Origin of the sequence: Pseudomonas phytophila, from assembly GCF_025643095.1 — a bacterium.
In the GTDB taxonomy this organism is placed as follows: domain Bacteria; phylum Pseudomonadota; class Gammaproteobacteria; order Pseudomonadales; family Pseudomonadaceae; genus Aquipseudomonas; species Aquipseudomonas quasicaspiana.
In genome coordinates this window covers 1,563,928-1,586,761 of the sequence record NZ_CP081201.1, presented here as the reverse complement: position 1 = coordinate 1,586,761, position 22,834 = coordinate 1,563,928, and the positions used below count along the sequence as shown (strand labels likewise).

The window sequence follows — 22,834 nt, the reverse complement described above, 5'->3', positions numbered from 1 at the left end:
GCTGATCAGGCCTCGGCGAGCATGCCCCGGTAGATCGGCAGGATGGTGTCCCGGGTCAGCGGTGCCAGATTGAGATCCGGGTGGCTGTCGGCGCTGATCCAGACGACTTCTTCGATCTCCGCAGCGGGAAAGACCTCGACATTGATGCGCACTTCGAACAGCTCGCAGCGCACCTCGAACCCTGGCTCGTTAGCGGCAGGCGCCGCGAAAGAACCGAGATAACCCGCCTTGGCTGGATCGATCCGCAACCCGAGCTCTTCCTCAAGCTCCCGCGCCAGCGCTTCGGCAGCGGACTCACCGGCGTCGATCTTGCCACCCGGCTGCATGAACGCCTGGGTGCCGCGCTTGCGTACCAGCAAGGTCCGTCCGTCCGGCCCGATTAACAACGCTGCAGCGATATGAATCAGTTTCATGAAAATATCTCGGTCTTGAGTTGACGCGCTTCATCAGCACGCTCCAGTGCCAGCGCGATCAGACGATCAATCAGACCGGCGTAGGACAAGTCCGTGGCCTGCCACAGCTTGGGGTACATGCTGATCGAGGTGAAGCCGGGAATCGTGTTCACTTCATTAATGATGATGTCCCGCGCCTCAGTGACGAAGAAGTCCACCCGGGCCAGACCGGCACAGCCCAGTACTTGATAAGCACGCAGCGCAACTTGACGCACCTCGTCGCTGACATCGGACGCCAGTTCGGCAGGGATCGCGATGCGCGCCTGGTCACCGTTCAGGTATTTGGTGTCGTAAGCATAGAACTCGTCGTTGGCGATCACTTCACCGCAGACACTGACTTGCGGCTGACGGTTGCCGAGCACTGCGCATTCGACTTCTCGACCTACAATGCCTTTTTCGATCAGCACCTTGTGGTCGTATTCGAAGGCCAGTTTCAGCGCGGCGCTGTAACTGGCTTCATCAGTAACTTTGCTGACACCTACCGACGAGCCCTGACTCGCTGGTTTGACGAAGATCGGCAAGCCAAGCTGTGCGACGACTGTCGCGTACTCTACCGACTCTCCATGACTGACCACCACGAACGGAGCCACGGCAATACCGGCGTCACGCAGCAGGCGCTTGGTCACGTCTTTGTCCATGCAGGCCGCCGAGGCGAGCACATCCGGCCCCACGCAGGGAATCGCCAGCATGCGCAACAGACCCTGCAAACAACCGTCTTCGCCGAACGCGCCATGGATCAAGGGAAATACGACGTCTATGCGTGGCAGTTCTACACCCGACTCGACATCGACAAACTGCCCGCCAGCACTGCCCGGCAACAACGCCAGGCGCTTGCCCGAAGCACTGAGGCTGATCTTTGCCGGATCGTTGGCATTACGCAGGTAATCGCTTTCATCGAAGCACAGCCAGCGGCCCGACTTGTCGATGCCAATCAACGTCAGATCATGGGTGCCGCGATCAATCGCGTTGATCACGTTCCTGGCTGACTGCAGCGAGACTTCGTGTTCGCTGGATTGTCCTCCGAAGAGGATAGCGACTGACTTTTTCAAAGCGGCAACTCCTGATTTTCAGGCCGCAGAGTCAAAAGCAAAATCGCGCGTTAGTCCAGTAGCGATGCGCGCAGATGGTCGTCGAAGTCAAAAAAAGGCAAAAAAAATCTCACGGAATGGAGGTTCTGATCGTCCATCCCGTGAGACAGAACCGCATCATTCAGCTTCGGCGGTGTCTTTTTTCGCGCCAGACCCAAACGTGGCAAAGCGCTTGTTGAAGCCCGCAATTCGGCCTTCAGTGGTGGTTTTACGTTGTTGCCCGGTGTACATCGGGTGTGAAGCGCTCGACACATCGAGTGCTACGTAGGGATAGGTTTCGCCATCGCTGTGTTTTTGCGTGCGATCAGTATCGACGGTCGAACCGATCAGGAAGAACACATCAGCTGCCGTGTCATGGAACAGCACTTGACGGTAAGCAGGGTGGATATCAGGTTTCATGATGTCTCCGAATCACTGAGTGAATTTGAGTTACAACATAACATATCACCCTATTCAGACCAAAATCGATTGTCGTGACTTGCATCATTCGTGAACTTGATTAGGTAGGCACTAGCCGCTAAGGTTCGACCCGCCGTTGCTGGATCAACGGTCCGGGACTGGTCTCCTGGCGCACCGGCCGGATGGAAGCAAGCCATGTCTCAACCCGATCATTACCAAATCTCCCCCCACGCCTACAGCCGCCTGATCGAAGCAAGGGATTCGCTGCGTCTGCTTGACGGCTACGTCAACAAGACCGACGTGCTGTGCAACCCGTCGATGCTGGTCGGCTATGTCTCAATGCTACAAAGCGCGCTGCAGGAAGTGATCGCCGCCAGTACCCCCTCGCAACCTCGCGATACCTTCATGCGCAAAGCCGATGAGCTGGGTTTCGTCGCGCTAAACCCCAGGGAACAGGCGCTGATCGAACATCTGCGCTGGACCAGCCATGAAGGACGAGAGGATGTCTACGAAATGGCCGAGCGCATTCGCCATATCAAACCCTGGGTTCTGACGGACTGAATTCGCCGCCTGCCCGGCTGATCCCTATCGTTCAGCTATCCTCAATTCTGCCGATAGTCTTCAGAAGACAGAAGACCTGCTGCCCTCTGAATCCCGACCTGCTGAATGACCACAGCGACTGTCGCCGCAGGAACAGCGCTGAGCCAGAAACACCCAAAAAAATCAGATCGAAAAACCGCCGTCCTTAGCCCCCAGGAAACCGTATGAGTCTGTCGATTCTCAGTCGTTACGCCTTCTTCGTTGGTTGTGTGCTTTTTACTCTGCTCAGCGTGCCGTTCTGGCATCACGAATGGCTGTGGCCATTTACGTTGCTGACTGCCTTGCTGTCGCTGGTGGGGATCATCGATCTGCTGCAATCGCCTCACTCGGTGCGTCGTAACTACCCGATTCTCGGCAACATTCGCTACGCCGTAGAAGCCATACGCCCGGAGATCCGTCAGTACCTGCTGGAATCCGACAGCGACGCCCTGCCCTTCTCCCGCGCACAACGTTCGCTGGTGTATTCCCGCGCCAAGAACGAATCAGCGGACAAGCCTTTCGGCACGTTGATTGATGTCTACCAGACCGGCTTCGAGTTCATCAGCCACTCCATGCGCCCCGCCCCACTGAGCGATCCGAATGCGTTCCGGGTCACCGTCGGCGGCCCGCAATGCACGCAGCCTTACTCGGCCTCGATATTCAACATTTCGGCGATGAGCTTTGGTTCGCTCAGCGCCAATGCCATTCGTGCGCTAAACAAAGGCGCCAAGCTTGGCAATTTTGCCCATGACACGGGTGAAGGCAGCATCAGCCCTTATCATCGGGAATACGGCGGCGATCTGACCTGGGAATTGGGCAGCGGTTATTTCGGTTGCAGGACGGCAGATGGCCGTTTCGATCCGCAACGCTTCGCCACGCAAGCACAGGATCCGCAAGTCCGGATGATAGAAATCAAGTTGAGCCAAAAGTTATATGGGCAGGATGTTGACCTAAGGTCTGCGAGCAAAAACCTATCGCATCCATTTGATTAATATAGAAAATACATAACAAAAGCGTCACAAGACAGGTCAACACTACCCAACTCCCCATCACTCAAAGTGTTGACGTCATGGGATCACGTATCTTTAGCACTCTCTTTCCGCCCTAGCGACCAATGAGATATCGGCTTGACGACCTAATGGCAATTCGCCCCCAAAAAGCTCTATGCTCGCGACTTCGCTTGGCCAGTGGCGTGTTGGCGCAGCCCTGCTAAAGCATCAGCAGAACACAATCAATCTGTCGACTTGCGTCGCCTTTCGAGGCTACAGCAGCGGTCCACTAAGGAAAGGGAAATCCAAATGAGCATGATCACATGGGTAAAAAAAGAGAAAAAACCCAACGCGGTGATTTTCGTGCACGGACTAAAAGGAGGCCAAGAAACTTGGTCTTTTGACGAAAATATCTCATTTCCAAGTCTCTTAGCGGTCGACCCACAACTAAGCGACCGTTACGATATAGGATGTTTCAATTATTTCACAACATTCACCACAACGTATGGTGTTACCAAAGGCATATTTGCTCGTCTGTTCAGCTCAAGAAAGAGCATTAGAACAAATCTTCCAATCACTGAAATCGCTCAACTGCTACGCACAGAATTTGAAGTCAACCTCAGTGATTACGAAAAAGTCATCGTCATAGCACACAGCATGGGTGGCCTGATATCAAAAGCATGTATTCTTGGCCAGCTAGAGGAAACCCAGTCGACAGCGGTTAAAGGGTTTATTTCGCTTGCAGTCCCCCACACAGGGGCAAAAATAGCAAACATGGCGTCTTTTATCTCCTCTAACGTTCAACTCAGTGATCTGAATGTCTTAAGCGATGCTGTCTACCAATTCAGCCGCGACTGGATAAACACGTCTTCCCCACCACCTACAAAATACATCTACGGTGCGCATGACAAATTTGTTGACAAGAAAAGTGCTTTAGCAATTGAAAGTTTGAAAAAAGACTCAAGAGCAGTAGATGAAGATCACACCAGTATCTGCAAACCCAAAAGTCAAGAAGAAACAGTCTACAAAGCGGTAGTTAAGTATATTTTAGAATTTGAAGCAGCATATAAAGCCCCTCTTGCAGTACGAGACTTCAAAGATAACAATCAATATGATGACCATTTTTTTGTGCTAAAGATGGTCATAGCTGACGTACATGAAGGCATTACGGGCAACGCAAAGGGATACTTCTTTAACGCAGAAGAAGCCAGAAAGCTATTTACTAGCGACCACGACAAAAAACTTCTAAGCGTACTGTACGGAAAGGTAAGAGAGATTTATCGCCAAGAGCACGAACACCACATTGCGAACAAGACCACTCCAGACCAGTTCGTGCAACGCGTCCACGCAAAAATAATGAGCGAAGATGGGTCATACCTCAAGACATTGTTAGCAGAATTAGATGGTGTCCACAAAAAGGGCATGATTCATCAACTTGCTAACAAGGAAGATATCGACATTGTATGGTCCGCGAATACTTCCATTGAGGATGTAGTGGCGAAAAGAGGCCCACAACAATGAACCAAGCGCTGCCCTATTTATTGATAGACGATGACTTCTCACTAAACTATTCATTGCTAGCACTCATAATTTATAAGCTAGGTCTGACATCTAAGAAAAACGCAGTGCTGGACTTTGAAAAAATCCAAGTTTTCATCTATCTTACGAAAAACCCATCAAAGATAAACGAAGTACTTAGATTAGCAGGCAAAAAATTTGCACCAATCAACTCCCAATATACTTACACCATTGAGAGCTTATCAACAAATGTGGATATTCTTTTCAACCGATCAAAGCTTAAAGCTCTAATCAAAGAGTTAGCGGCGCGGGGAATGTTGGCATGTGATGAAAAAACAGACCCTAGCTCAATAAAATACTTATTGAACCCGGTAGGAAGTTCTTTTGTAGAAAGTTTGATTTACTCGACCTCGGGTGAAGCATTGACGCCTTCGCAACCGCCCTCTCTCGATAAAGATTGCCAAAACTACTTCGCCTCAGCCATAGAGGTAATAGAGAGCCTCTCAGCTTTGCAAACGCAAACAACTAGCAAACTTCATTCATACCTAAATGAAGCTTTCAAAAGGAATTGAAATTGAAATCTCACATCAGTATTAGCGGCCTCAATCTTGTCGGTTATAGAAAAACATACTCAATCCCATTTTTCCCAGGCGTGAACATTATTTATGGTGATTCTGACACGGGTAAATCAAGCATATTAGAGTTTATAAACTACTTACTCGGCGCCAGTAGCATTGAACTATCAGATGAAGTAAGAACCTCCATTGAATATGCTGCTCTTGAGCTAGAAATAAATGGGATATCTCTGACGATAAAGCGTAACATCTATGACCCGAAAGAATACATAGAAGTTTATCCATGCGTATTCGAGAAATGCGGAAATTTTTTTCCAAAAAAATATTCACCCAATTTCACTGACACCCAAGCTCCAGATGGTTTTTTTTCTGATTTCTTACTTGATAGCTTAGGCTTCCCAAAGGTAAAAATTAAGGTTTCACCATCCAAAGTAGACTCTGAAGTAAAGCGACTGAGCTTTCGAAACCTCTTCAAATATGTGTACATCAACCAAGACGATGTCGGAAGCAAAAGCTTCCTAGATCTAAACAATTGGATAAAATCCACTAGTAATCGTGAAGTCATCAAGTACATTTTTAATGTTTTGGACTCAAGTATTTCAGAACTAGAGGTGCAGATCGCCGAACGCAGTCGCGAAAGCAAGCAACTTCTTAACAAGTATACTTCGGTCTCTGAATTCTTGAGAGAAACAGGTTACGACAGCCAAACCTCTATTGATGATTCGATTACAAAAATAGATGAAACAATAGATGGACTTGAAGTCGAATTTAAAAAAATCAATGACTCTATGGTCGCCAGCTCTCAAAATCACACTGAACTTAAAGCTATTTTCAACGAACTATCATTGAATGAAAAACACGCAACACAGGAAATCGTGAAGACGAGGGCACAAATAGAAAAGTACTCGCGATTGAAGAATGACTATGAAAATGACATTGAAAAAATACATAGCATCATTCATGCGCAGACTAGAATCGGTCAAGCTACAACGCAGGCTAACCCCTGCCCTGTCTGCGACACGCCGATTGAGCCAACGCAAGCAAGTGAAAGCTTTCAAGCGGTTAACAGAGACACTTTATCAGATGAACTGAATTCCATTCAGAAAAAAAAGAAAAGTATACAATCGCTTATTGATGAACTGTCATCTAAATCGCGTGATTTAGCTAAAGACCAAGCGGCATACAACTCTGACCTTTCTCGCGCTAGAGAAATGTTAGACACCGAAAGCCAAGCAATGATTACGCCGTATCTCACGCAACGAGATACTCTGGTTAAGGAAATCGCGTCCAACAAAAAAGCCCGCGACTATCTAGTTAATAACATACGCGTTAGAAATCAGCAGCAAAAAATTCATGACACCTATGAAAATCTGAATCTTGCAATTAAGCAATTAAACGAGCGTCTCTCTGAACTTAGAGAGACAGCCCCAAGTATTGCCGAAGTTTTGGAAACTCTCGCAGATTACCTCAGCAAATATCTTAAAAAAGTAAATATTAAGAGGCAAGAAGGGATTAGCATCAGCCCTAAAAGTTTTGCCCCCATTATCCGTAATCGCGATTATCTGAACATAACATCAGGTGGACTTAGAACAATATCTTCCGTCGGCTTTATGATTTCTCTTTTAGAGTATGCTATTGACGCAGAAATAAACCACCCTAGACTTCTGATGATAGACACTGTAGGCAAATACTTGGGCAAAACGACTAAAGAGAAATATCAAGATCAGACGAACGTGCAGGAAGATACCCGCGAAGGTATTTCTGACCCATTGAAATACCAAAACATTTATGAGTATCTGCTCAGTGTGGCGACCAGGGCCGAGGAAAAAGAAGTCCCATGTCAGATAATCCTGGTAGACAACGACGTGCCTGACACATTTGTTAATAGGTATAAAGCCTACATTGTTGCACACTATAGTTCTACTGGAGAAAATGGCCTAGACGTGGGATTGATAGACGACATTGAACAAGAACCAAATAATTAAAACATAGATACCTCGGAGGTGATCATCGTATCACCTCCGGAAGAATATATTTATTGAAAGCACATTCCGATATTTAGAAGACTATCCATAAATTCGGTTTTCCCAATAACACTCCACATTATAATCTGAAAGGAGCATATTTAAGGCTCCGCATAAACGTGGCTCATCCAACAACTCAACATCTGAATATGATACTGCGACCGCAAGCAGCATCTGCTCTGCACTTAAAGATTGCGGCTCGAAAGGCCAGACTTGAATCTTTAAGACGTCGCGATTCCCGGCGTCAAAGTCCTGATGATCTTTATGGTTGCCTCGTAAAATAGTCCATTGTTCAAACGAGATCGCATATGTCTTCTGCTTGCTATCTGCAAGCATAGTAAACCGATCTAAAAAAGTATCGCCTGCAATGGCGCAATTTGCTGAATTAAAATCATCCCAATACACATCGAATAAGCGCGGAGAAGAAATCAAAGATTTCAAAACATACAACGGCACAGGTGAATTCGGACGAACATTATGACTTTCAAGAAAGGCTTTAGCGTATATCGAGACAGCTGGATCATTTGCCATGATCATCTTAACTGGAAAAAGCATCATACCCCCGTCGACTCTTGTTACTCTATGGCTAGTTTAGAATAGCGTTAATACTGTTAACATTCATAACTAGGAATATAAAAATGATCCGGACAGCGAACTCGCTGCCAGCCATCAAGAAAAATCAATCTTCCACGCAAACCACAAATTTCGCACGTGCGAGTAGAGAGTGACTCTGCAAAATAAATCCAAGCACGGACTTCTGGATTACTGCTATGTACCGATATTCGAAGCTTTCCAAATTTTTCTTTGAAATTATGCAGGAGCACAGGTTGTTGCGTTTCGCCCTGGTTTAAATTGCTCAAGCACGAGCATAGCGTTTCGAGAATTGAATACCATCCATCACCACACTCTAAACTTTCAGCAGGGACGGCGAATGCGTCAGGAAAACGCTCTAGAAGGTCAGAAATATGTTTAGCATGCATCGATTAGTTTCCTAGAAGATAATCCTAATAAGTGCGATGAGATGGCTTAAACGCAGCGAAGCAAAATCACTCATGATTTATCAACCGTACACCGCCGCGCTTCAGTACCTCTCTACATTCTTCGGCATGATCGTTCATGCGCGTTAGGTAATCCTGATCCAGCGCAGGGCGGAGATGTTGCTTTACCCTAGACTTGAACTTCGAAATCGTGCACTCAGGCTTAACTCGTCTTTCTAAAAACCTCTTTGAAATGCCGGGTTCCAGCATCCTCGAATCGGCCACTAAATGGCTCATATCGAATATCGGGGTTCCATCGGGCATAGGATCAAGTCGGTCAGTTGTTCGATACATACGACTAAAATATATCCATCCGAGTGGAGCGAATGACAGAATTCCGTAGCGACTGTGGGCCTCTGTTTCGACCCATAAACTGTTGCCAACAGCATGAATTTCTACAATAGGGGATGTCTTTATCCTGTGGCCGTCAGCGTACCGTCCAGAGGTATCTGCGTGAATGTGATGCCAAATTTCACCTTCGAGTGCGGGTGGGCTGGGCAGACGAGCGTTGGAGACGAACCCTGTAAATTCAACACCTACGGCGTCCCCCTTGAGCTTCACAATTGCATCTCGAACGTAGTCATTCATCGCTTTCACTCCTTAATTTCTAGCACACAAGAACTCACGTCCCATCTTCCATCCGCAGCCTAGAGGGGGTGCGCAACGACCCTCCTAGCATCTGGACGTAACCTAGAAAGACGAAAATACCCTATAAGATATATCTTATCATCGCCTATCGTTGATTCCAAAATACCTGCATGCTTCGTCTAATGCCAGCTGATTTTTTTGGCGGGCATGTCATGAGTTTCGAGTCATCACTGGGATCTGTACTCAGAGATTTAAGAATCAGACGAGGATGGACGCAGGCACATTTTGACGGAGTGGTTTCAGCTCAGTATCTAAGCGACCTGGAATTCGGAAAGCGCGCGCCCTCACTGACAGTCCTACGTGGAATCTGCGCTCATATCGGGGTCGAGTTACCTACCGTGCTTATTCTCGCGGCAGCTAGAGATGACGTAACACTAGAAGCAGCTGAGCTGCTACACCGTGTAGGGCAGGAAATAGATGAGTTTAAGTGAACAATAGCTAAATTATGTTAAGCCAGATGCATAAGACACCTCCGATCATTGGAGGCTGTCAGTGCAGATCGGTAGCAATGTGCAAACTCTGCACATTGCTACCGGGTTTGATGAGAGCTGCGGAGTCGCCCAAGAGTCGGATTTGCGCAGGTATTCACTATCGAAGGAGGCGCCATCATGTGGCGCCTTGCATTTCGAAGTCTGGGGCATGTTCACCGATCCGAAAGCTTTGTTTACATGCCTTCAATACAAGTTAAGGGTCAAACCTCTTGTCCTTTCTCAAGCTGCTCCCGCCGAGCTTCCAGATCGGATTGGTAGCCATAATAGGGCACCTCGATTCCAGGGCCGACCGTTACTAAAACAAGATCCCGCAGCAACTGCCCCCAGTCGGTTCCAACTAACTCTTCAGACGGGACGTTCAGCAACATTGCTGCCTGATTACGGTCACGGGATGGACTCCATTGGATTTGGCGACCTTCGCGAGTGTGCGCTTGTATGTGATCGGGCATCAGCCCGCCGTTGAAATGAAGCATCACTCGATCAAACCGCCTGCCGATATAACTAAGAGCTAAATCTAGTATCACACCACCTAGCTCAGAAGTTGGCACAGCCTCTTCCCACATTACAACTGGTCCACGAGCCATTGTGACCACAGGATACCCAACTGTCAGAGTTGGGCGTGCGAAAATCTGTTGGTAGGCTATGCCGCCCGCTTTAACTACTCGCTCCGTCCCGATTGCGATGAAATGATCCCATGAGAAAGGGCTAATATCAGTGGCTTCTTCAGCTTCGCACGCAGCTCGAACCGAATGTAGCGTCAATCCTCTTGGCCAGTTGAACGTGACGTTAGCTTTCCCTGTTACGATTTCGGCCTCAGGTGATCCCATCTCTTCGTGAAGCGCCAGCGGAAAATCGATACATCTAGTCTTCCCTTGAAGGAACAATGAGTGCATTGGACGCATTGGACCCGAAGGTAGCTCAGGTACGGAAGATGCCTGAACAAAGAGAGCCAGGCTTACGCTAGTCCTTTCTGCGATCTTCATCCCAATCACGTCAAGGTAGTCGCGGATGGACCAATAAAATTTTGGCGACTGATCACATTTTCGGGACCAATACTCGTTCAGAAAACGAGTGATAAGACAGAGGTCTTCGTGATTGACCTCTATGCCTTTTCGCACGAGCCATGTGAACGCTTGTGATGGATCGAGGATGATCGCTGCGGAGCGGGTCATGTCGTCCATGCATGTGCCAGCATCTTTCTCGTAACTGATTGCAGCAGCTAGAGTGTTGAATCCAAGGCAGGCAGCAAAAAGCTCTTGCCATTGACGGGAGTGAAGGCTGCCAAGCGAAGTACTTTTGAAAAATGAAAGCGCGTCGAAAGACGGGCCGGTAATGATGGTTCTGCTCATTCATAGACTCCAAATTCGGCTTTCCCGGACAAAGGCTTGTCCAGGCATACATGTGCTTCACCAGTTGGGCTGGATAGCATTCGCATGACCTATTAAGTACGTTAGCTACGAATGCTCGAAACACACCCCGAAGGGAGCTGCATGTGCTACGGGCTTTATTTCTACTAAACACTGCCGGGAGTGGTCTGCTCAGTGGCTTATCTCAGCATACGCCACAACGAGAAGGACCGCGATATTGAGGCATCGATTTCTCGGAATGCTCCAATCGGTCGTTTTCGGCGTCTCGTAACGGACCGGCATCGGCCATAAAAAGACATTCACTTTGCTTCCGCCGAAAGCAACTGGTGGACAGAATGCTGGCAATTCGGTAGCTTCTCGCCATACAGCCGCAACCAATTCAAGGTCGCAATAAATATGCTAGTCAAATTATTTTTTTTGCATTTGGAATTAGCGCCCTAAAGGCATGCTGCGCTAGTTTTTTTATATTCTAGGGAGAGATTCGTCATGAAAAAGCGCCGTATTGACCAATTCAATTTGTGGCCACAAACATTGGTGTCTGATGCTGAAGAAAAATTTAAGGTTAGGCTTGGCGATATAGAGCTATCCGAACTATTTTTCCCATATGAACTTCCAGACACGAACGACAAACACCTGCATGTCTGTGTTTCCTATATGCTGGATGCTCTAGATAGTTTGCCGCTTAGGCCGGATCATGCATTTGATTGGATTTGGCGAAGTTTTGAATATTTGACATCGCATGCAATCGGAGGTCAAGGCAATATTACTAATGAGCTTAGAAATACCGTTTGCCCCACAGTCGATGGATTCTTTTCATTAGAGGAAGATGTTTCAGATGCTTTTTTTGAGCTAACTGAAAAAATTCCGTTTCAAACCTGCGAATACTTATTGAAAAGAATATGCGAGTCTGGCCCATACAGTTTTACAGGTGCCCAGCAAAATTCATTGTCTAGCTATGCAAAACGCCTGCTTTTTTCAACTGGAAATCCTCCAGTTATTAGCACCTCGCTCCAAACTGTTTTAGAATTTTTGTCACAGAATTATGACTATGCAAATATGCAGGATCGTCGAAATGGTGCTTCTTTGATACGTAGAATTATCAGACTAGAAAAAGTTTCACTGAATTCTTCATTTGTTCAGCTGACAAAGTCGGAGGTGCTGTTTTTTTTAGTCAGTGGCCTCGGTTATGCGTTTCGAAACGATCGCGCTCATGCCAAATCCATTGCGCCGTTTAGAAGTAGTACAGCGTCGATAACTACTTACGCACACTGTTGGTTTATGTTTTTACTGTTCTATGAGATAACTTTTATTCTACTTCATACACCAAATTCGCCAATAATTTTAAATGGCCCAATAGCAATTAATTTCAGAAAAAACAATACAGCATACTTCCGATTATTTGGTGACCATATTAACGGATAAGAATATCTAGACTCAGGGGCTGTTTCAAGGGACTTTCTACGAGATTGAAATGAAGTTATGAACTCTCGAAAACATAAGTGCCGATATAAAGACTACTACACCACAGCCCCTAAGTCAGTTTTGGCATAGTCATGAAACTCCAAGACTGGTCTTTATTGTAGCGCAAGATTAGTGAGACAGCTATTGCATCGATTTGATCGATATCACTTCCACATATCTAAATTTTTTCTTCGCCAATTTCGTGGCTTCTTGCTGTGCCAGTAGGGTGCTCAACGTATCGGCGTCATGGATTATCTCGTGCGTTACGCCTTCAAACTCATTTCCCACCCGGAGAGTGACACTCAACCTAGGAGTGAAGGCTTTTGCAACTTTTTTTCTCGCCACCGTCTTTATTGGCGGCACTATCACCACATCCGGGAGCACTTCTCCCGCATCAGAGGTAACCGGCGTAGAAGTCTCACCGCTACCGAATAACGCTCGACGCATCTCATTTTCCGTCAATCCTGTATTCATGCTATGTCTCATGGGGATGTGTTTAGACGTTTACCCTACTCTATCATCTCGGCCGACGCCTGTAATATCTTACCGCTGAAAGAACTCTAAACATCCTTGACTCTGTGGCACACAAGACTCGCCACTTGTCGTCAAATATAGCTACCATTAGGCAGAAACCGCTCATATACGACCGCTCCATATCAGTCTTTTTTCACATCGTGAAAGGCAAAAGTCGGCAAGAAGTTACCCATTGGACTGCGCGGTGACAAATGAGCAGCTATGCTTGGCCTACTGCCGGGATTGATTGAACAGAATTGCTTTCCGTTCCATGGTGCACGGCTCCTCTCAACGGTCACTTGTCTGCTAAAATGCACGGTATAGCCAAGTGCAAAAGAGAGAATAAAAATATTATCCACAGAGCCCATGAATGCGCTACCAAGCAATTTGCGGGCTATTTAGAGCTAGGCTTAGAGAAAATATGAGCAGAAATAGTAAAGCGAAGAACAGTGCTAAGAAAGCTGAAAAAAAAAGAAAAATCAATCAGCTAAAGCTGATCGATTTACGAGAAAAACAAAAAATTCCAACAGTCTACTTTGATGAGTCAGGAAATACGGGATCAAATCTTCTCGACCTTAATCAACCGGTATTCACCTTAGCTAGCTGCATGTTCTCAAATAAAGAAGCTCAACAGCTTATTGACCTCGTGGATTCTAATTCACCTCATGAGGCTCATTTCAAGAATCTCCGACGCAGGAAATCCGGACAAGACGGCATTATTAGGCTCATGAAAAGTAAGTTGATAAACCCTAAGAAAGTAAAAATCAACATTTTTTTAAAAGACTTCATGATAACTACAAAAATCGTAGACATCCTTGTAGAACATATGATGCATTTGATGGGCGAAGATCTTTACCTAAACGGTAGAAATATAGCCTTATCAAACATGCTCTATTACTGCTTGCCGACATTCTGTGATCCAGAATTAGTGCTGAGTATGTATAAATCTTTTGTTGTAATGATTCGTGAGCAAGGGCAGGAGCATGTCGAAAATTTCTATACCATTGTTGAAAAGGTAAAAGACTCATCTTCTTCCGACAAATTCAAAGAAGATATTGACCTAATTTTAAGCACTAAGAATTGTATACACGGTGCACTTGAAGGCATTGATAAGACTTCTTTAGATCCTTCTATACCCGCATTTTTCAGCCATTGCGTCTTATGGGGCAACTCATACCCTAAGGGTTTTCATATTATTCATGATGATTCTCATAGTATCGAAAAAGAAAGAGCCTTGTTTGCTCTATTTATGGACTGGACGCAGAGCGAGGTAGAATTAGGCTACGACCGAAGAAAAATAAATCTTCCCATAAAGGGAAAATCATTAACCTTTTCAAGTTCAGAGCAATATTTACAGCTACAAGTATCCGACATTATAGCCAGCTCTTTCTCATATTGGGCTTCCGGAGTTAGTCGAGGGGAATCTCAGGACTATCTATTCGCAGAGTTAAACAAGCTCGATCTAGACAGGTTTGTTGGCCATAACAAAATCTGGCCTACTATGGATGTAACTCCGGAGGATCTTGGAACAATTCATAATGGCGGCTTAAATGCAGCAAACCATATACCATTCTTTCTGCACAATGCAGTGCCAAATCCTGACATTGCAAAAAGTTAATAGTGCATTGCGGCGCAAGAGTCGAAGAATACGGCTTAAGGTATCCAAAGGGACCGATATGTGCCTCCGCGCCAGTGCCCCAAGTAACTGAAGCACAAAGTTGCTGGCCATCGAAAGCTGATTTGCCGATCAGCAACTTTTGCGGCACGCTCAAGGTTTAGCCAAACAGTAGTGAGGTCGGCCAACAATCAGAGCTGAGCACCGGGCATTAGACAGGAGTTAAGCTCCGGATTATTGCCCCTACCAACAGAGTGTGCTCTTCAAAAATGAGATCAGCCGATCTTCAAACCACTAAAACTCTCAACCCTCAGATAGATAATGCGAACTTCCGCAAATCCCCATGCTGAATGGGCGCTTCAGCTTGGCTCATTCGGCCGATGCAGCCTAGCCACAACTGTGAAAAAAATTGCCATTAGAAGATTCAATTCATCCTGACACTCTCTCTAAACATCCTTCAGATCGGTATCGGGTACCACGCGTGACGTTACGGACGCTCGACCACCCTAGTAGGACTAAAGTGACAAACGCGCTTTGCTCTGGAGAAAATTACTCAGGGATGTCAAAGTGACCATCGGCTGTTTTGATCGTTGCCGTCCATTTGATGTGCCCATTGGGCCAGGGATGTCCTGCATGTATAACCTGTTGATGACTGCTGGTGAAGACGACTGGAACAGTCCTACCTGGACCATCGGCAGAGATCGATTTCTCGAACATACCGTGCCCACGATCAGGGATAGGTATAGAGACCTAAGCCCAGATGCACTCCAGCATCTCATACAAATACCCGCTCTATTTGCTTACGAAGAGTTTCGCAACCAGCCAGCAAAGGTTGGCCGTGTTACAGAAGTTCAGCAATTGCAGAATGCACTTCGAATCACACTGGCGATAGATCCGCATATTCCACCGATCCCACAGAGGTTGCTTAGCACAATCTATGCGGAGCTTGATATCAATGCGCGTAGTCTAGAGCATTGCCGCACCCATTGGGCCCTCAAAGATGTAGATCTACCCACCGCCCTTGCCGCGAGTAATCTATTGGGGAACGCCCAATTGCTACCGCAGCCGAGGCCGCCGAAGGTTTTCGTCTCATACTCTTGGGATTCGCCAGAGCACCGCCAGTGGGTTGCTCATCTAGCCGCAACGCTGCGCTCCAATGGGATAGATGCAATTCTCGATCAATGGCACGTTCGTGGTGGAGAAGACCTTGCAGCATTCATGGAACGTTCTCTTCGAGAAGCGGATCGGGTGCTGGTCATCTGTACAGACGGGTACTATCAACGAGCAATCGCGAGACAAGGTGGGGTGGGATATGAGCACTCCATGGTCACAGGGGAACTGATGAGAAATGTAGGGACCAACAAGTTCATTCCGATAGTGCGCCAATCAGGACCCCAAACGCAGGTTCCCCCTGAGCTAGGCGGCCGGTTGAGATTTGATCTGACTCCTGGCCCTAACTACCCTGCGCAGTTTGATGCCCTGGTCAGGGACCTGCATAACGTTCCGACTCCGATTCCACCATTGGGGCAGAACCCGTTCTTGTAGCCATCCTTTACAATAGAAACAGACATCTGTACGGAAAGCAGACCGCCTGCCCCCCAATGGCCGCTTTTCGCGTAACGGGCAAACGCCTTGCACCGTCTAGCCTCGCATAGTTTAAGGCTCGTCGAAGGCAGACGTATTTCTGCCCAAATTTCTATGTACTCATACCCATCTGCTTGGTAGTAAGAACACCAATTGCCAAGCCGATCAAGCTTAAATATCCACGCGGCCACTGTGGGTCGTCCACGGCATCTCGGAAAGGCCAGCATCTGATCAAATGGAGCTACCAAAACGCATCAAGGAGATGTTTACTGGCATACAGAGTAGAGCACGCGCTAGCCCATCATCTGTCAATTCAAAAAAGCAACCAATACGATTACCGAGTGAATACTCGTTAGTAGCACTATCCTCTATGGCAGCGAAGAGACGGCCTCGCTAACCTAGCGCCGTATGCCTTTCGAGTCAGCCATATGTGTGTAATTGCATTCACTTGACCACCCGTTTGCATTCGATTTGACCAGTCATTTCCATTCCTGTTGACCAGTCGATTGCATTCCGCACTGACCACTCAATTGCATTCGACTTGACCAGATTTGCCTGAGTCGAGTCATGTGCATCTAGATCAACTTTGTGGCCACTCAAACGTCGCTTTTCCGAGAAAACCTCTCACCCCGACCTATGGCATTGCGCCGATACGACAGAGGTCACGCTGAATTCAACCTAATGACGTTCAGTACCTGCTTAAGCTGCGGCGTCAGCTAATCCGTGCAGAGCTGCTGATTATTGATGATCTGGGTATCGGTGGAATAGATGCTCAACTAGGGCCTTTTTTGCTTGAGGTTATCGATCAGCAGTCTCAAAACGGGTCGCTCCTGATCACCAGCCAGTATCCGCAGGACAAGTGGTACGACTTGTTCGCTGATCCGACAATCGCAGATGCAATTCTTGACCGAATTGTCCATAAGTCCCATACCATCGAGTTGAAAGGTGAGTCGATGCGCAGAGTCAAAAGCCGCAAACGCACCTGAGCGGTGCCTCACAAAGCTGGGACTGGTAAAGTCGAATGCAACTGGTCAGTGGGAATGCAAACAGGTGTCAGTGCGGTGCCATCGATTGTTTTAGCTGCCGAAATCAGCTCTGAATGACTGATGGTGCGCGGCATTGCACGAGTGCGACGTGCAATGCTCGCACCACGAGTCTCAGAATGGGTCAGGGCCACCCTCAGCGCCGGTGAACCTGATCTCTGGAGGCTCTTCTGGGTGCTGACAACCTAATTGGTAGTCGAACCATTGATACTCTCCTTCGCGCCGATCCGCGACAAGCAAGAGCGTCCAACCCGCTTTCAGCAAGAGGTTGGCATTCACCTAGCTACGAGTGGTAATCAACCTGGTCGTTTTATCGATGCTCAAGCTTCAGTCTCCGTATGCGAGGAAGTGGTGGGCACGTGTCTGCACCTAATTGTGAAATATTTACGCCTTGCGCCAAACAAAGGCGGGGATCACGCGGATGTAGATTAGCTCACTGAGCAACTCAATTAGCGTTTGGGTAATGACTGCCGCCGCCGCGAGTCCTCTAATCTCCTCGGGCAAAGCCAGGGCCAGAGGCAGAACCACCAGCGAATTACGTGTCGAGCTGCTGAACGCCACTGATCTGGCCGTGATAGCTGGCAATTTAAAGATCCGTGCCGCCAACGCACCTACCAGCGGTGCCAGAAGCATGAAGCCAATGTAGACAGGAATGACGGGCAACAGCTTGTCCATGTCCCGTACCACAGCCCCAATCTGAGAGCCGATCACTACGATCAATACTGCCGCCATCGCTGGAACAGGCATCCAGGCCCAGGCGCTGTTCCAGCCTTCCACGATGCGTGATTTCTTCACTCCGGCAGCAGTTGCCACGGCTAACAGCAAAGGTAAAACGATCAGGACTAGAAAGGCCTCAACAAATGGGCCGATGGAGATCACTACGGTTGAGTCACTACCTAGCATAAAGGCTAGGTAGACCGGTAATAGCACTAGCTGGAGCAACAGCAGTACAGGCGTGGCGGCTAACGTCAGCTTGGAGTCACCCTTGCCGATGTGTGTGAACACGACGACGTAATCGATGCACGGTGTCAGCAACACCAGCAAGGCTCCCACCAGAATAGCCGGGTGATCCGTCAGCCCCATGGTCAGCGCCCAAACCAGTAACGGAATCAGGATGAAGTTGGCCGATAGAAGAGCCGCCATGAAGCGCTTGTTCGCAATTCCCTCACGTAGATCCAGAAACGGAATCTGAAGGAACATGGCGTACATCAGCACTGCGATGGCCGGTGTCACCAGCACGCCCAACGCTTGGGACGCGACGGGTGAGAGCAGCCCTCCAATGGCGGCGACTATTACGGCAGCGAAGTAGACTGATATCTGGTTTCGTTCTAGCTGTTCTCTGTCCACGCGATGCCCTTAAAGCTCATTGAGTCATTTTCGAAGTGAGCAGGGTAATATCTGTAGCTACTACAGGTTCAAGAAAATGCTTGGGGAGAATTTCGCATGTCAGGAATCGGTGCGCTGTCCAAATCCACGGGTTGCCATATTGAAACGATTCGGTACTACGAGAAAATCGGCTTGCTCCCCCCGGCGCTAAGGTCGACGGGCAGGCACAGGATCTACACTGAGAAGCACCGATCAAGGCTTATCTTCATCCGGCAGAACCGTGAACTAGGCTTTCCACTGGACGATATCCGCGAACTGATTGCTCTTGCGGCAGATCCTAATAGCCCCTGCGCGGATGCATTGTCGGTCGTAAAGAAGCACTTGGCGCAAGTAGAACAGAAGGTTGCCAAGCTTCAACAGATCCGGACAGAGCTGCTCTCGATGGCTGGCACCTGTGAGTCTGTATGTCTGGGGTCAACCACTTCAGATTGCACGATTGTTGAGTCATTGTTCGAGCCTGCCGCTGGAACTCGATCAGGTTGCTGCTCTTAACCCCGAGGTGACGCATGCTTACGGAAAACCGCCGCGAAACAACGCGAATTGCGTACAGGGCCCGCCTGCATGTATTTCTCCAAATACCTGAAGACGCATCTGATCAGCGCACCCATGAGCTGATTGAGCTGGGTTTCCCTGCTGAGGCTGTCTGGGGCTTCTGCGATGCTGCCAATTTAAAACCGAGAGAGCGAAACCAGATTGTCACCCTGAAGACGCTCAAAACAAGGGTGGAGCGAGGACAGCGCCTCACGGCCCATGAAAGTGACCGGCTTTACCGGTTCGCGCACATTACGGCCATGGCCGAGGCATTCTTCGGTGACGCAGATAAAGCGGTGCGTTGGCTAACCAAACCGAAAGAACGCTTCTCGGGTAAAAGCCCACTATCGATGCTTACCAGCACCGTTGGAACTCGCCAGGTTGAAGAGATGCTGTTCCAGCTAGCTGAGGGGGTTTCTTTTTGAGGGGTCAAGCGCACTTGATCTGCTGGTCGTGGCTCATTCAGAAGAGACTGATCTCACTGAAAAGCACGGGCAGTTTTGGCGGATTCGTTGAATCCAGCGCGATACGCCAATATCCAACATCATGCCAAGCGCCATGCTTGAATCCTACTTCTGGATACGTCCCCATGTGAGCAAAGCCTAGTGCTTCGTGCAGACCTACGCTGCCATCATTGGGCAGAGCGATCCCGGCATAGGCTGCGTGAAATCCTTGCCTCTTCAACGTCGGCAGCAACACGTCATACAGTGCCCGACCGACGCCGCTACGGCGCGCTTCTGGCGATATATAAACGGTAACGTCGACCGACCAGCGATAGGCCTCACGAGCCCGGTGCTGACTGGCATATGCATAGCCGATGACCTGGCCGTCTCGCTCCGCTACCAGATACGGGTAACTCGGCAAAGTCGACCCAATCCGCTTGGCCATCTCTTCGACTGTAGGCGGCTCAAGCTCAAACGAAATCGCGGTGCGCTCAACCATCGGTGCGTAAATTGCCTGGATGGCTTGAGCGTCCGAAATCTGCGCAATCCTTACTGTGGTGTTGCTCATCCTCTATCCCCTTGGTCGCTCAAATCGATCTTTGATTCACTCGTTTCGAGAGTGACTCGGCGCTTTCCTTGCGCTCCGAGTAGCGGTCTACCAGATACGTTTCCCGGCCCCGAACCATCAGCGTGAACTTCATCAGTTCCTCCATCACGTCCACCACACGGTCGTAGTAGGCAGATGGCTTCATACGCCCTGCGTCGTCGAACTCCAGGAAGGCTTTGGGTACTGACGACTGGTTTGGGACGGTGATCATCCGCATCCAGCGCCCGAGGATCCGCAGCTGGTTTACCGTGTTAAAGGACTGTGATCCACCGCAGACCTGCATGACGGCGAGCGTCTTGCCCTGGCTAGGCCGGACAGCGCCCATCGTGAGAGGAATCCAGTCGATCTGGGCTTTGAATACAGCAGACATTGCACCGTGACGCTCTGGCGAACACCACACCTGTCCCTCTGACCACAGAACCAGATCCCGCAGCTCTTTGACCTTTGGATGGTCTTCCGGAGCGTCATCAGGGAGAGGCAGGCCCGAGGGATCAAAAATAACGGCCTCGGCTCCCATTAGGGTCAGGATGCGCGCGGCCTCCTGGGTCAGTAGCCTGCTGAAAGAGCGCTCACGGGTCGAACCATACAACAACAAAATACGCGGCTTGTGGGCTGGTTGATCGTGCCCCTGAAGCAGATCCAGTGTGGGGATATCAACCAGTGATAGATCCAAACTTGGAAGATCCAGACTGCTTTCCGAGGGAAATTCGTCCATTACAGTTCACCTATTCGATCTAGCTCGCGCTTCAGTTCCTGTGGTGTAAGCGTCGAATGATCCAGACTGAAAAATGCTGCGAAACGATCTTTGATCTTGACGACTGTCGCGTCAAATGCGGCCTGGATGTCGCTGTCCGTTCCTTCTACATCAGAAGGGTCGGCAAGGCCCCAGTGGCTTTTGACAGCAGGCCCGAAATAGACCGGGCAGGGTTCGCCTCCAGCCTTATCGCACACGGTGATCACCACATCCGGTGGTGAGTCCGAAAACACCTCTGAGCCTTTGCTGTAGAGATCTGTGGTGTCGATACCCAGCGCCTGCAACGTACTCACGGCGCGTGGATTCAGTTGTCCGCTTGGGAAGCTGCCCGAACTGACGGCGGTAAAACCGCTCGGGGCTAGGTGGTTGAACAACCCCTCCGAGAGAACGCTCCGACAGCTGTTTGCCGTACACATAAATAGCACTTTCATGGGTGTCTCCTAGGCAGGGATGCTCAGCCGCAACGCCAGTGCCACCAGCGTTACCAGCAAGATAGGAAGGGTGAGGATGCTGCCAACTTTGAAGTAGTAGCCCCAGGTGATGCGGATATTTTTCTGCGCTAGCACATGCAGCCACAGCAACGTGGCCAGACTTCCGATTGGTGTGATCTTTGGGCCGAGATCGCAACCGATGACATTGGCGTAGATCATGGCTTCACGCACCAGCCCCGTAGCGTCGCTGCCCTGAATGGACAGAGCGCCGATAAGCACACTCGGCATGTTGTTCATGATCGAGGACAGCAGCGCAGCGGTGATACCCGTGCCCAAAGTAGCGGCCCACACACCATGCTCAGCAAATATGTTCAGTAGCGCCGCGAGCGAGTCGGTGAGCCCAGCATTGCGCAGGCCGTAGACCACCAGATACATCCCCAGCGAGAACACGACGATTTGCCAGGGCGCGTGTTTGATGACGTTTCGGGTGGAGATGATGTGGCCTTTTCCGGCGATGACCAGGAGGATCAATGCACACGCAGCAGCAACGGCGCTGATGGGGATACCTAACGGCTCCAGTGCGAACAGACCAACTAGCAGCAGGCCAAGTACCCACCAGCCCGCAATCAAGGTCGCCCGATCACGAATCACCGACTCAGGCGCCTCAAGTTGATTCGCATCGTACTGGGCGGGAACGTCCTTGCGATAGAACATCCAGAGCATGAACAGCGTCGCAGCAACCGCCACCAGGTTCACTGGCCACATCACCGAGGCGTACTCACCGAAACCGACGCCGAAAAAGTCAGCCGAAACAATGTTGACCAGGTTGGACACCACCATGGGCAGACTGGCGGTATCGGCGATGAAGCCGGCTGCCATAACGAATGCCAAGGTGGATGCCGGGCTGAAACGAAGCGCCGTCAACATCGCTATAACGATAGGTGTCAGGATCAGCGCTGCGCCATCGTTAGCGAACAGCGCTGAAACCGCTGCACCGAGCAGGATCATGAGTGCAAAAAGCCGTCCGCCTTTCCCACCGCCCCAGCGAGCAACATGCAGCGCTGCCCATTTGAAAAAGCCCGCTTCATCAAGCAGCAAACTGATAATGATCACTGCAATGAAGGTCGCGGTCGCGTTCCAGACGATGTGCCACACAACCGGCACATCCCCCAGACTCACGACGCCTGTCAGTAGTGCCAGAACGGCACCCGCAGCCGCGCTCCAGCCGACACCTAACCCCTTGGGTTGCCAGATAACAAAGACGAGCGTAACTACGAAAATTGACGCAGCGATGAGCAT

The 22,834-nt window shown here is 49.2% G+C and carries 24 protein-coding genes and 1 pseudogene; 12 read left to right on the top strand and 13 right to left on the bottom strand.

Annotation, left to right across the window (positions count from 1 at the left end; translation table 11 throughout):
• Positions 1-5 precede the first annotated feature (5 nt).
• The 3 genes from K3169_RS07010 to K3169_RS07000 all read right to left on the bottom strand — a co-directional run bounded on the left by K3169_RS07010 (position 6) and on the right by K3169_RS07000 (position 1,939).
• On the bottom strand, positions 6-413 hold the full coding sequence (locus K3169_RS07010; RefSeq protein ID WP_263270751.1) for an NUDIX hydrolase: 408 nt from the start codon (positions 411-413) through the stop codon (positions 6-8).
• Positions 410-1,501 carry a D-alanine--D-alanine ligase gene (gene ddlA, locus K3169_RS07005; RefSeq protein ID WP_263270749.1) on the bottom strand — a complete coding sequence of 364 codons (1,092 nt, stop codon included), beginning with the start codon at positions 1,499-1,501 and terminating at the stop codon, positions 410-412. The genes K3169_RS07010 and ddlA overlap by 4 nt, the downstream gene beginning before the upstream one ends.
• A 156-nt stretch (positions 1,502-1,657) precedes the next feature.
• Positions 1,658-1,939 carry a type B 50S ribosomal protein L31 gene (locus K3169_RS07000; protein ID WP_027899813.1) on the bottom strand — a complete coding sequence of 94 codons (282 nt, stop codon included), beginning with the start codon at positions 1,937-1,939 and terminating at the stop codon, positions 1,658-1,660.
• 195 nt (positions 1,940-2,134) lie between these two features.
• Here K3169_RS07000 and K3169_RS06995 point away from each other — a divergent pair, with 195 nt between their 5' ends.
• The 5 genes and pseudogenes from K3169_RS06995 (at position 2,135) to K3169_RS06975 (ending at position 7,585) form a co-directional block, all read left to right on the top strand.
• Entirely contained in the window at positions 2,135-2,500 is a 366-nt protein-coding gene (locus tag K3169_RS06995) for a hypothetical protein (RefSeq protein WP_027899812.1), read from the top strand.
• Between the two features lie 203 nt (positions 2,501-2,703).
• Positions 2,704-3,444: pseudogene (locus K3169_RS06990) on the top strand (glutamate synthase-related protein); the annotation flags it as partial.
• A gap of 372 nt (positions 3,445-3,816) precedes the next feature.
• Positions 3,817-5,028, top strand: a complete 1,212-nt coding sequence (locus K3169_RS06985; protein ID WP_187602130.1) for an ABC-three component system protein — start codon at positions 3,817-3,819, stop codon at positions 5,026-5,028.
• Positions 5,025-5,597: an ABC-three component system middle component 4 gene (locus tag K3169_RS06980; protein WP_222944659.1), complete on the top strand. Its 573-nt coding sequence runs from the start codon at positions 5,025-5,027 to the stop codon at positions 5,595-5,597. Before K3169_RS06985 ends, K3169_RS06980 begins: the two co-directional genes overlap by 4 nt.
• Positions 5,598-5,599: 2 nt before the next feature.
• Positions 5,600-7,585 carry an AAA family ATPase gene (locus tag K3169_RS06975; RefSeq protein ID WP_187602131.1) on the top strand — a complete coding sequence of 662 codons (1,986 nt, stop codon included), beginning with the start codon at positions 5,600-5,602 and terminating at the stop codon, positions 7,583-7,585.
• Positions 7,586-7,666: 81 nt separating this feature from the next.
• Here the strand turns inward: K3169_RS06975 and K3169_RS06970 are convergent, their stop codons facing one another.
• The 3 genes from K3169_RS06970 to K3169_RS06960 all read right to left on the bottom strand — a co-directional run bounded on the left by K3169_RS06970 (position 7,667) and on the right by K3169_RS06960 (position 9,249).
• Complete coding sequence (locus K3169_RS06970; RefSeq protein ID WP_187602132.1) at positions 7,667-8,182, bottom strand: hypothetical protein; 516 nt, start codon at positions 8,180-8,182, stop codon at positions 7,667-7,669.
• A 53-nt stretch (positions 8,183-8,235) separates the two neighbouring features.
• Entirely contained in the window at positions 8,236-8,604 is a 369-nt protein-coding gene (locus K3169_RS06965) for a hypothetical protein (protein ID WP_187602133.1), read from the bottom strand.
• Between the two features lie 66 nt (positions 8,605-8,670).
• Complete coding sequence (locus K3169_RS06960) at positions 8,671-9,249, bottom strand: hypothetical protein (protein WP_263270744.1); 579 nt, start codon at positions 9,247-9,249, stop codon at positions 8,671-8,673.
• A 170-nt stretch (positions 9,250-9,419) separates the two neighbouring features.
• Here K3169_RS06960 and K3169_RS29700 point away from each other — a divergent pair, with 170 nt between their 5' ends.
• Positions 9,420-9,740 carry a helix-turn-helix domain-containing protein gene (locus K3169_RS29700; protein ID WP_411567028.1) on the top strand — a complete coding sequence of 107 codons (321 nt, stop codon included), beginning with the start codon at positions 9,420-9,422 and terminating at the stop codon, positions 9,738-9,740.
• 260 nt (positions 9,741-10,000) lie between these two features.
• Here the strand turns inward: K3169_RS29700 and K3169_RS06955 are convergent, their stop codons facing one another.
• Positions 10,001-11,149, bottom strand: a complete 1,149-nt coding sequence (locus K3169_RS06955) for a hypothetical protein (RefSeq protein ID WP_187602136.1) — start codon at positions 11,147-11,149, stop codon at positions 10,001-10,003.
• Between the two features lie 504 nt (positions 11,150-11,653).
• On the opposite strand from K3169_RS06955, the gene K3169_RS06950 reads away from it, so the two are divergent.
• Complete coding sequence (locus K3169_RS06950; protein WP_263270743.1) at positions 11,654-12,589, top strand: hypothetical protein; 936 nt, start codon at positions 11,654-11,656, stop codon at positions 12,587-12,589.
• Between the two features lie 180 nt (positions 12,590-12,769).
• On the opposite strand, the gene K3169_RS06945 is transcribed toward K3169_RS06950, so the two are convergent.
• Positions 12,770-13,102, bottom strand: coding sequence for a hypothetical protein (locus K3169_RS06945; RefSeq protein ID WP_187602138.1), 333 nt, complete (start codon positions 13,100-13,102; stop codon positions 12,770-12,772).
• 409 nt (positions 13,103-13,511) lie between these two features.
• Here K3169_RS06945 and K3169_RS06940 point away from each other — a divergent pair, with 409 nt between their 5' ends.
• The 3 genes from K3169_RS06940 to K3169_RS06930 all read left to right on the top strand — a co-directional run bounded on the left by K3169_RS06940 (position 13,512) and on the right by K3169_RS06930 (position 17,326).
• Positions 13,512-14,759: a DUF3800 domain-containing protein gene (locus K3169_RS06940; protein ID WP_262410209.1), complete on the top strand. Its 1,248-nt coding sequence runs from the start codon at positions 13,512-13,514 to the stop codon at positions 14,757-14,759.
• A gap of 630 nt (positions 14,760-15,389) precedes the next feature.
• The gene (locus K3169_RS06935; RefSeq protein WP_187602139.1) at positions 15,390-16,301 is read left to right on the top strand and encodes a toll/interleukin-1 receptor domain-containing protein; all 912 of its coding nucleotides are present in this window, start codon (positions 15,390-15,392) and stop codon (positions 16,299-16,301) included.
• 710 nt (positions 16,302-17,011) lie between these two features.
• Positions 17,012-17,326, top strand: a complete 315-nt coding sequence (locus K3169_RS06930) for an ATP-binding protein (RefSeq protein WP_317633761.1) — start codon at positions 17,012-17,014, stop codon at positions 17,324-17,326.
• A 441-nt stretch (positions 17,327-17,767) separates the two neighbouring features.
• On the opposite strand, the gene K3169_RS06925 is transcribed toward K3169_RS06930, so the two are convergent.
• Complete coding sequence (locus K3169_RS06925) at positions 17,768-18,730, bottom strand: arsenic resistance protein (protein WP_263270739.1); 963 nt, start codon at positions 18,728-18,730, stop codon at positions 17,768-17,770.
• A 96-nt stretch (positions 18,731-18,826) separates the two neighbouring features.
• Here K3169_RS06925 and K3169_RS06920 point away from each other — a divergent pair, with 96 nt between their 5' ends.
• Positions 18,827-19,261, top strand: a complete 435-nt coding sequence (locus K3169_RS06920; RefSeq protein ID WP_187602141.1) for a MerR family transcriptional regulator — start codon at positions 18,827-18,829, stop codon at positions 19,259-19,261.
• A gap of 14 nt (positions 19,262-19,275) precedes the next feature.
• Positions 19,276-19,725: an antitoxin Xre/MbcA/ParS toxin-binding domain-containing protein gene (locus K3169_RS06915; protein WP_187602142.1), complete on the top strand. Its 450-nt coding sequence runs from the start codon at positions 19,276-19,278 to the stop codon at positions 19,723-19,725.
• Positions 19,726-19,762: 37 nt separating this feature from the next.
• Here K3169_RS06915 and K3169_RS06910 read toward each other — a convergent pair whose 3' ends face one another.
• From K3169_RS06910 to K3169_RS06895, 4 genes are read right to left on the bottom strand one after another with little or no spacing between them, the layout of a single operon-like run.
• A complete protein-coding gene (locus K3169_RS06910; RefSeq protein ID WP_187602143.1) occupies positions 19,763-20,311 on the bottom strand; it encodes an arsinothricin resistance N-acetyltransferase ArsN1 family B in 549 nt (182 codons plus the stop codon).
• Between the two features lie 19 nt (positions 20,312-20,330).
• Complete coding sequence (arsH, locus tag K3169_RS06905; protein ID WP_187602144.1) at positions 20,331-21,065, bottom strand: arsenical resistance protein ArsH; 735 nt, start codon at positions 21,063-21,065, stop codon at positions 20,331-20,333.
• Positions 21,065-21,535, bottom strand: a complete 471-nt coding sequence (locus tag K3169_RS06900) for an arsenate reductase ArsC (RefSeq protein ID WP_187602145.1) — start codon at positions 21,533-21,535, stop codon at positions 21,065-21,067. The genes arsH and K3169_RS06900 overlap by 1 nt, the downstream gene beginning before the upstream one ends.
• 9 nt (positions 21,536-21,544) lie before the next feature.
• The gene (locus K3169_RS06895) at positions 21,545-22,834 is read right to left on the bottom strand and encodes an arsenic transporter (RefSeq protein WP_187602146.1); all 1,290 of its coding nucleotides are present in this window, start codon (positions 22,832-22,834) and stop codon (positions 21,545-21,547) included.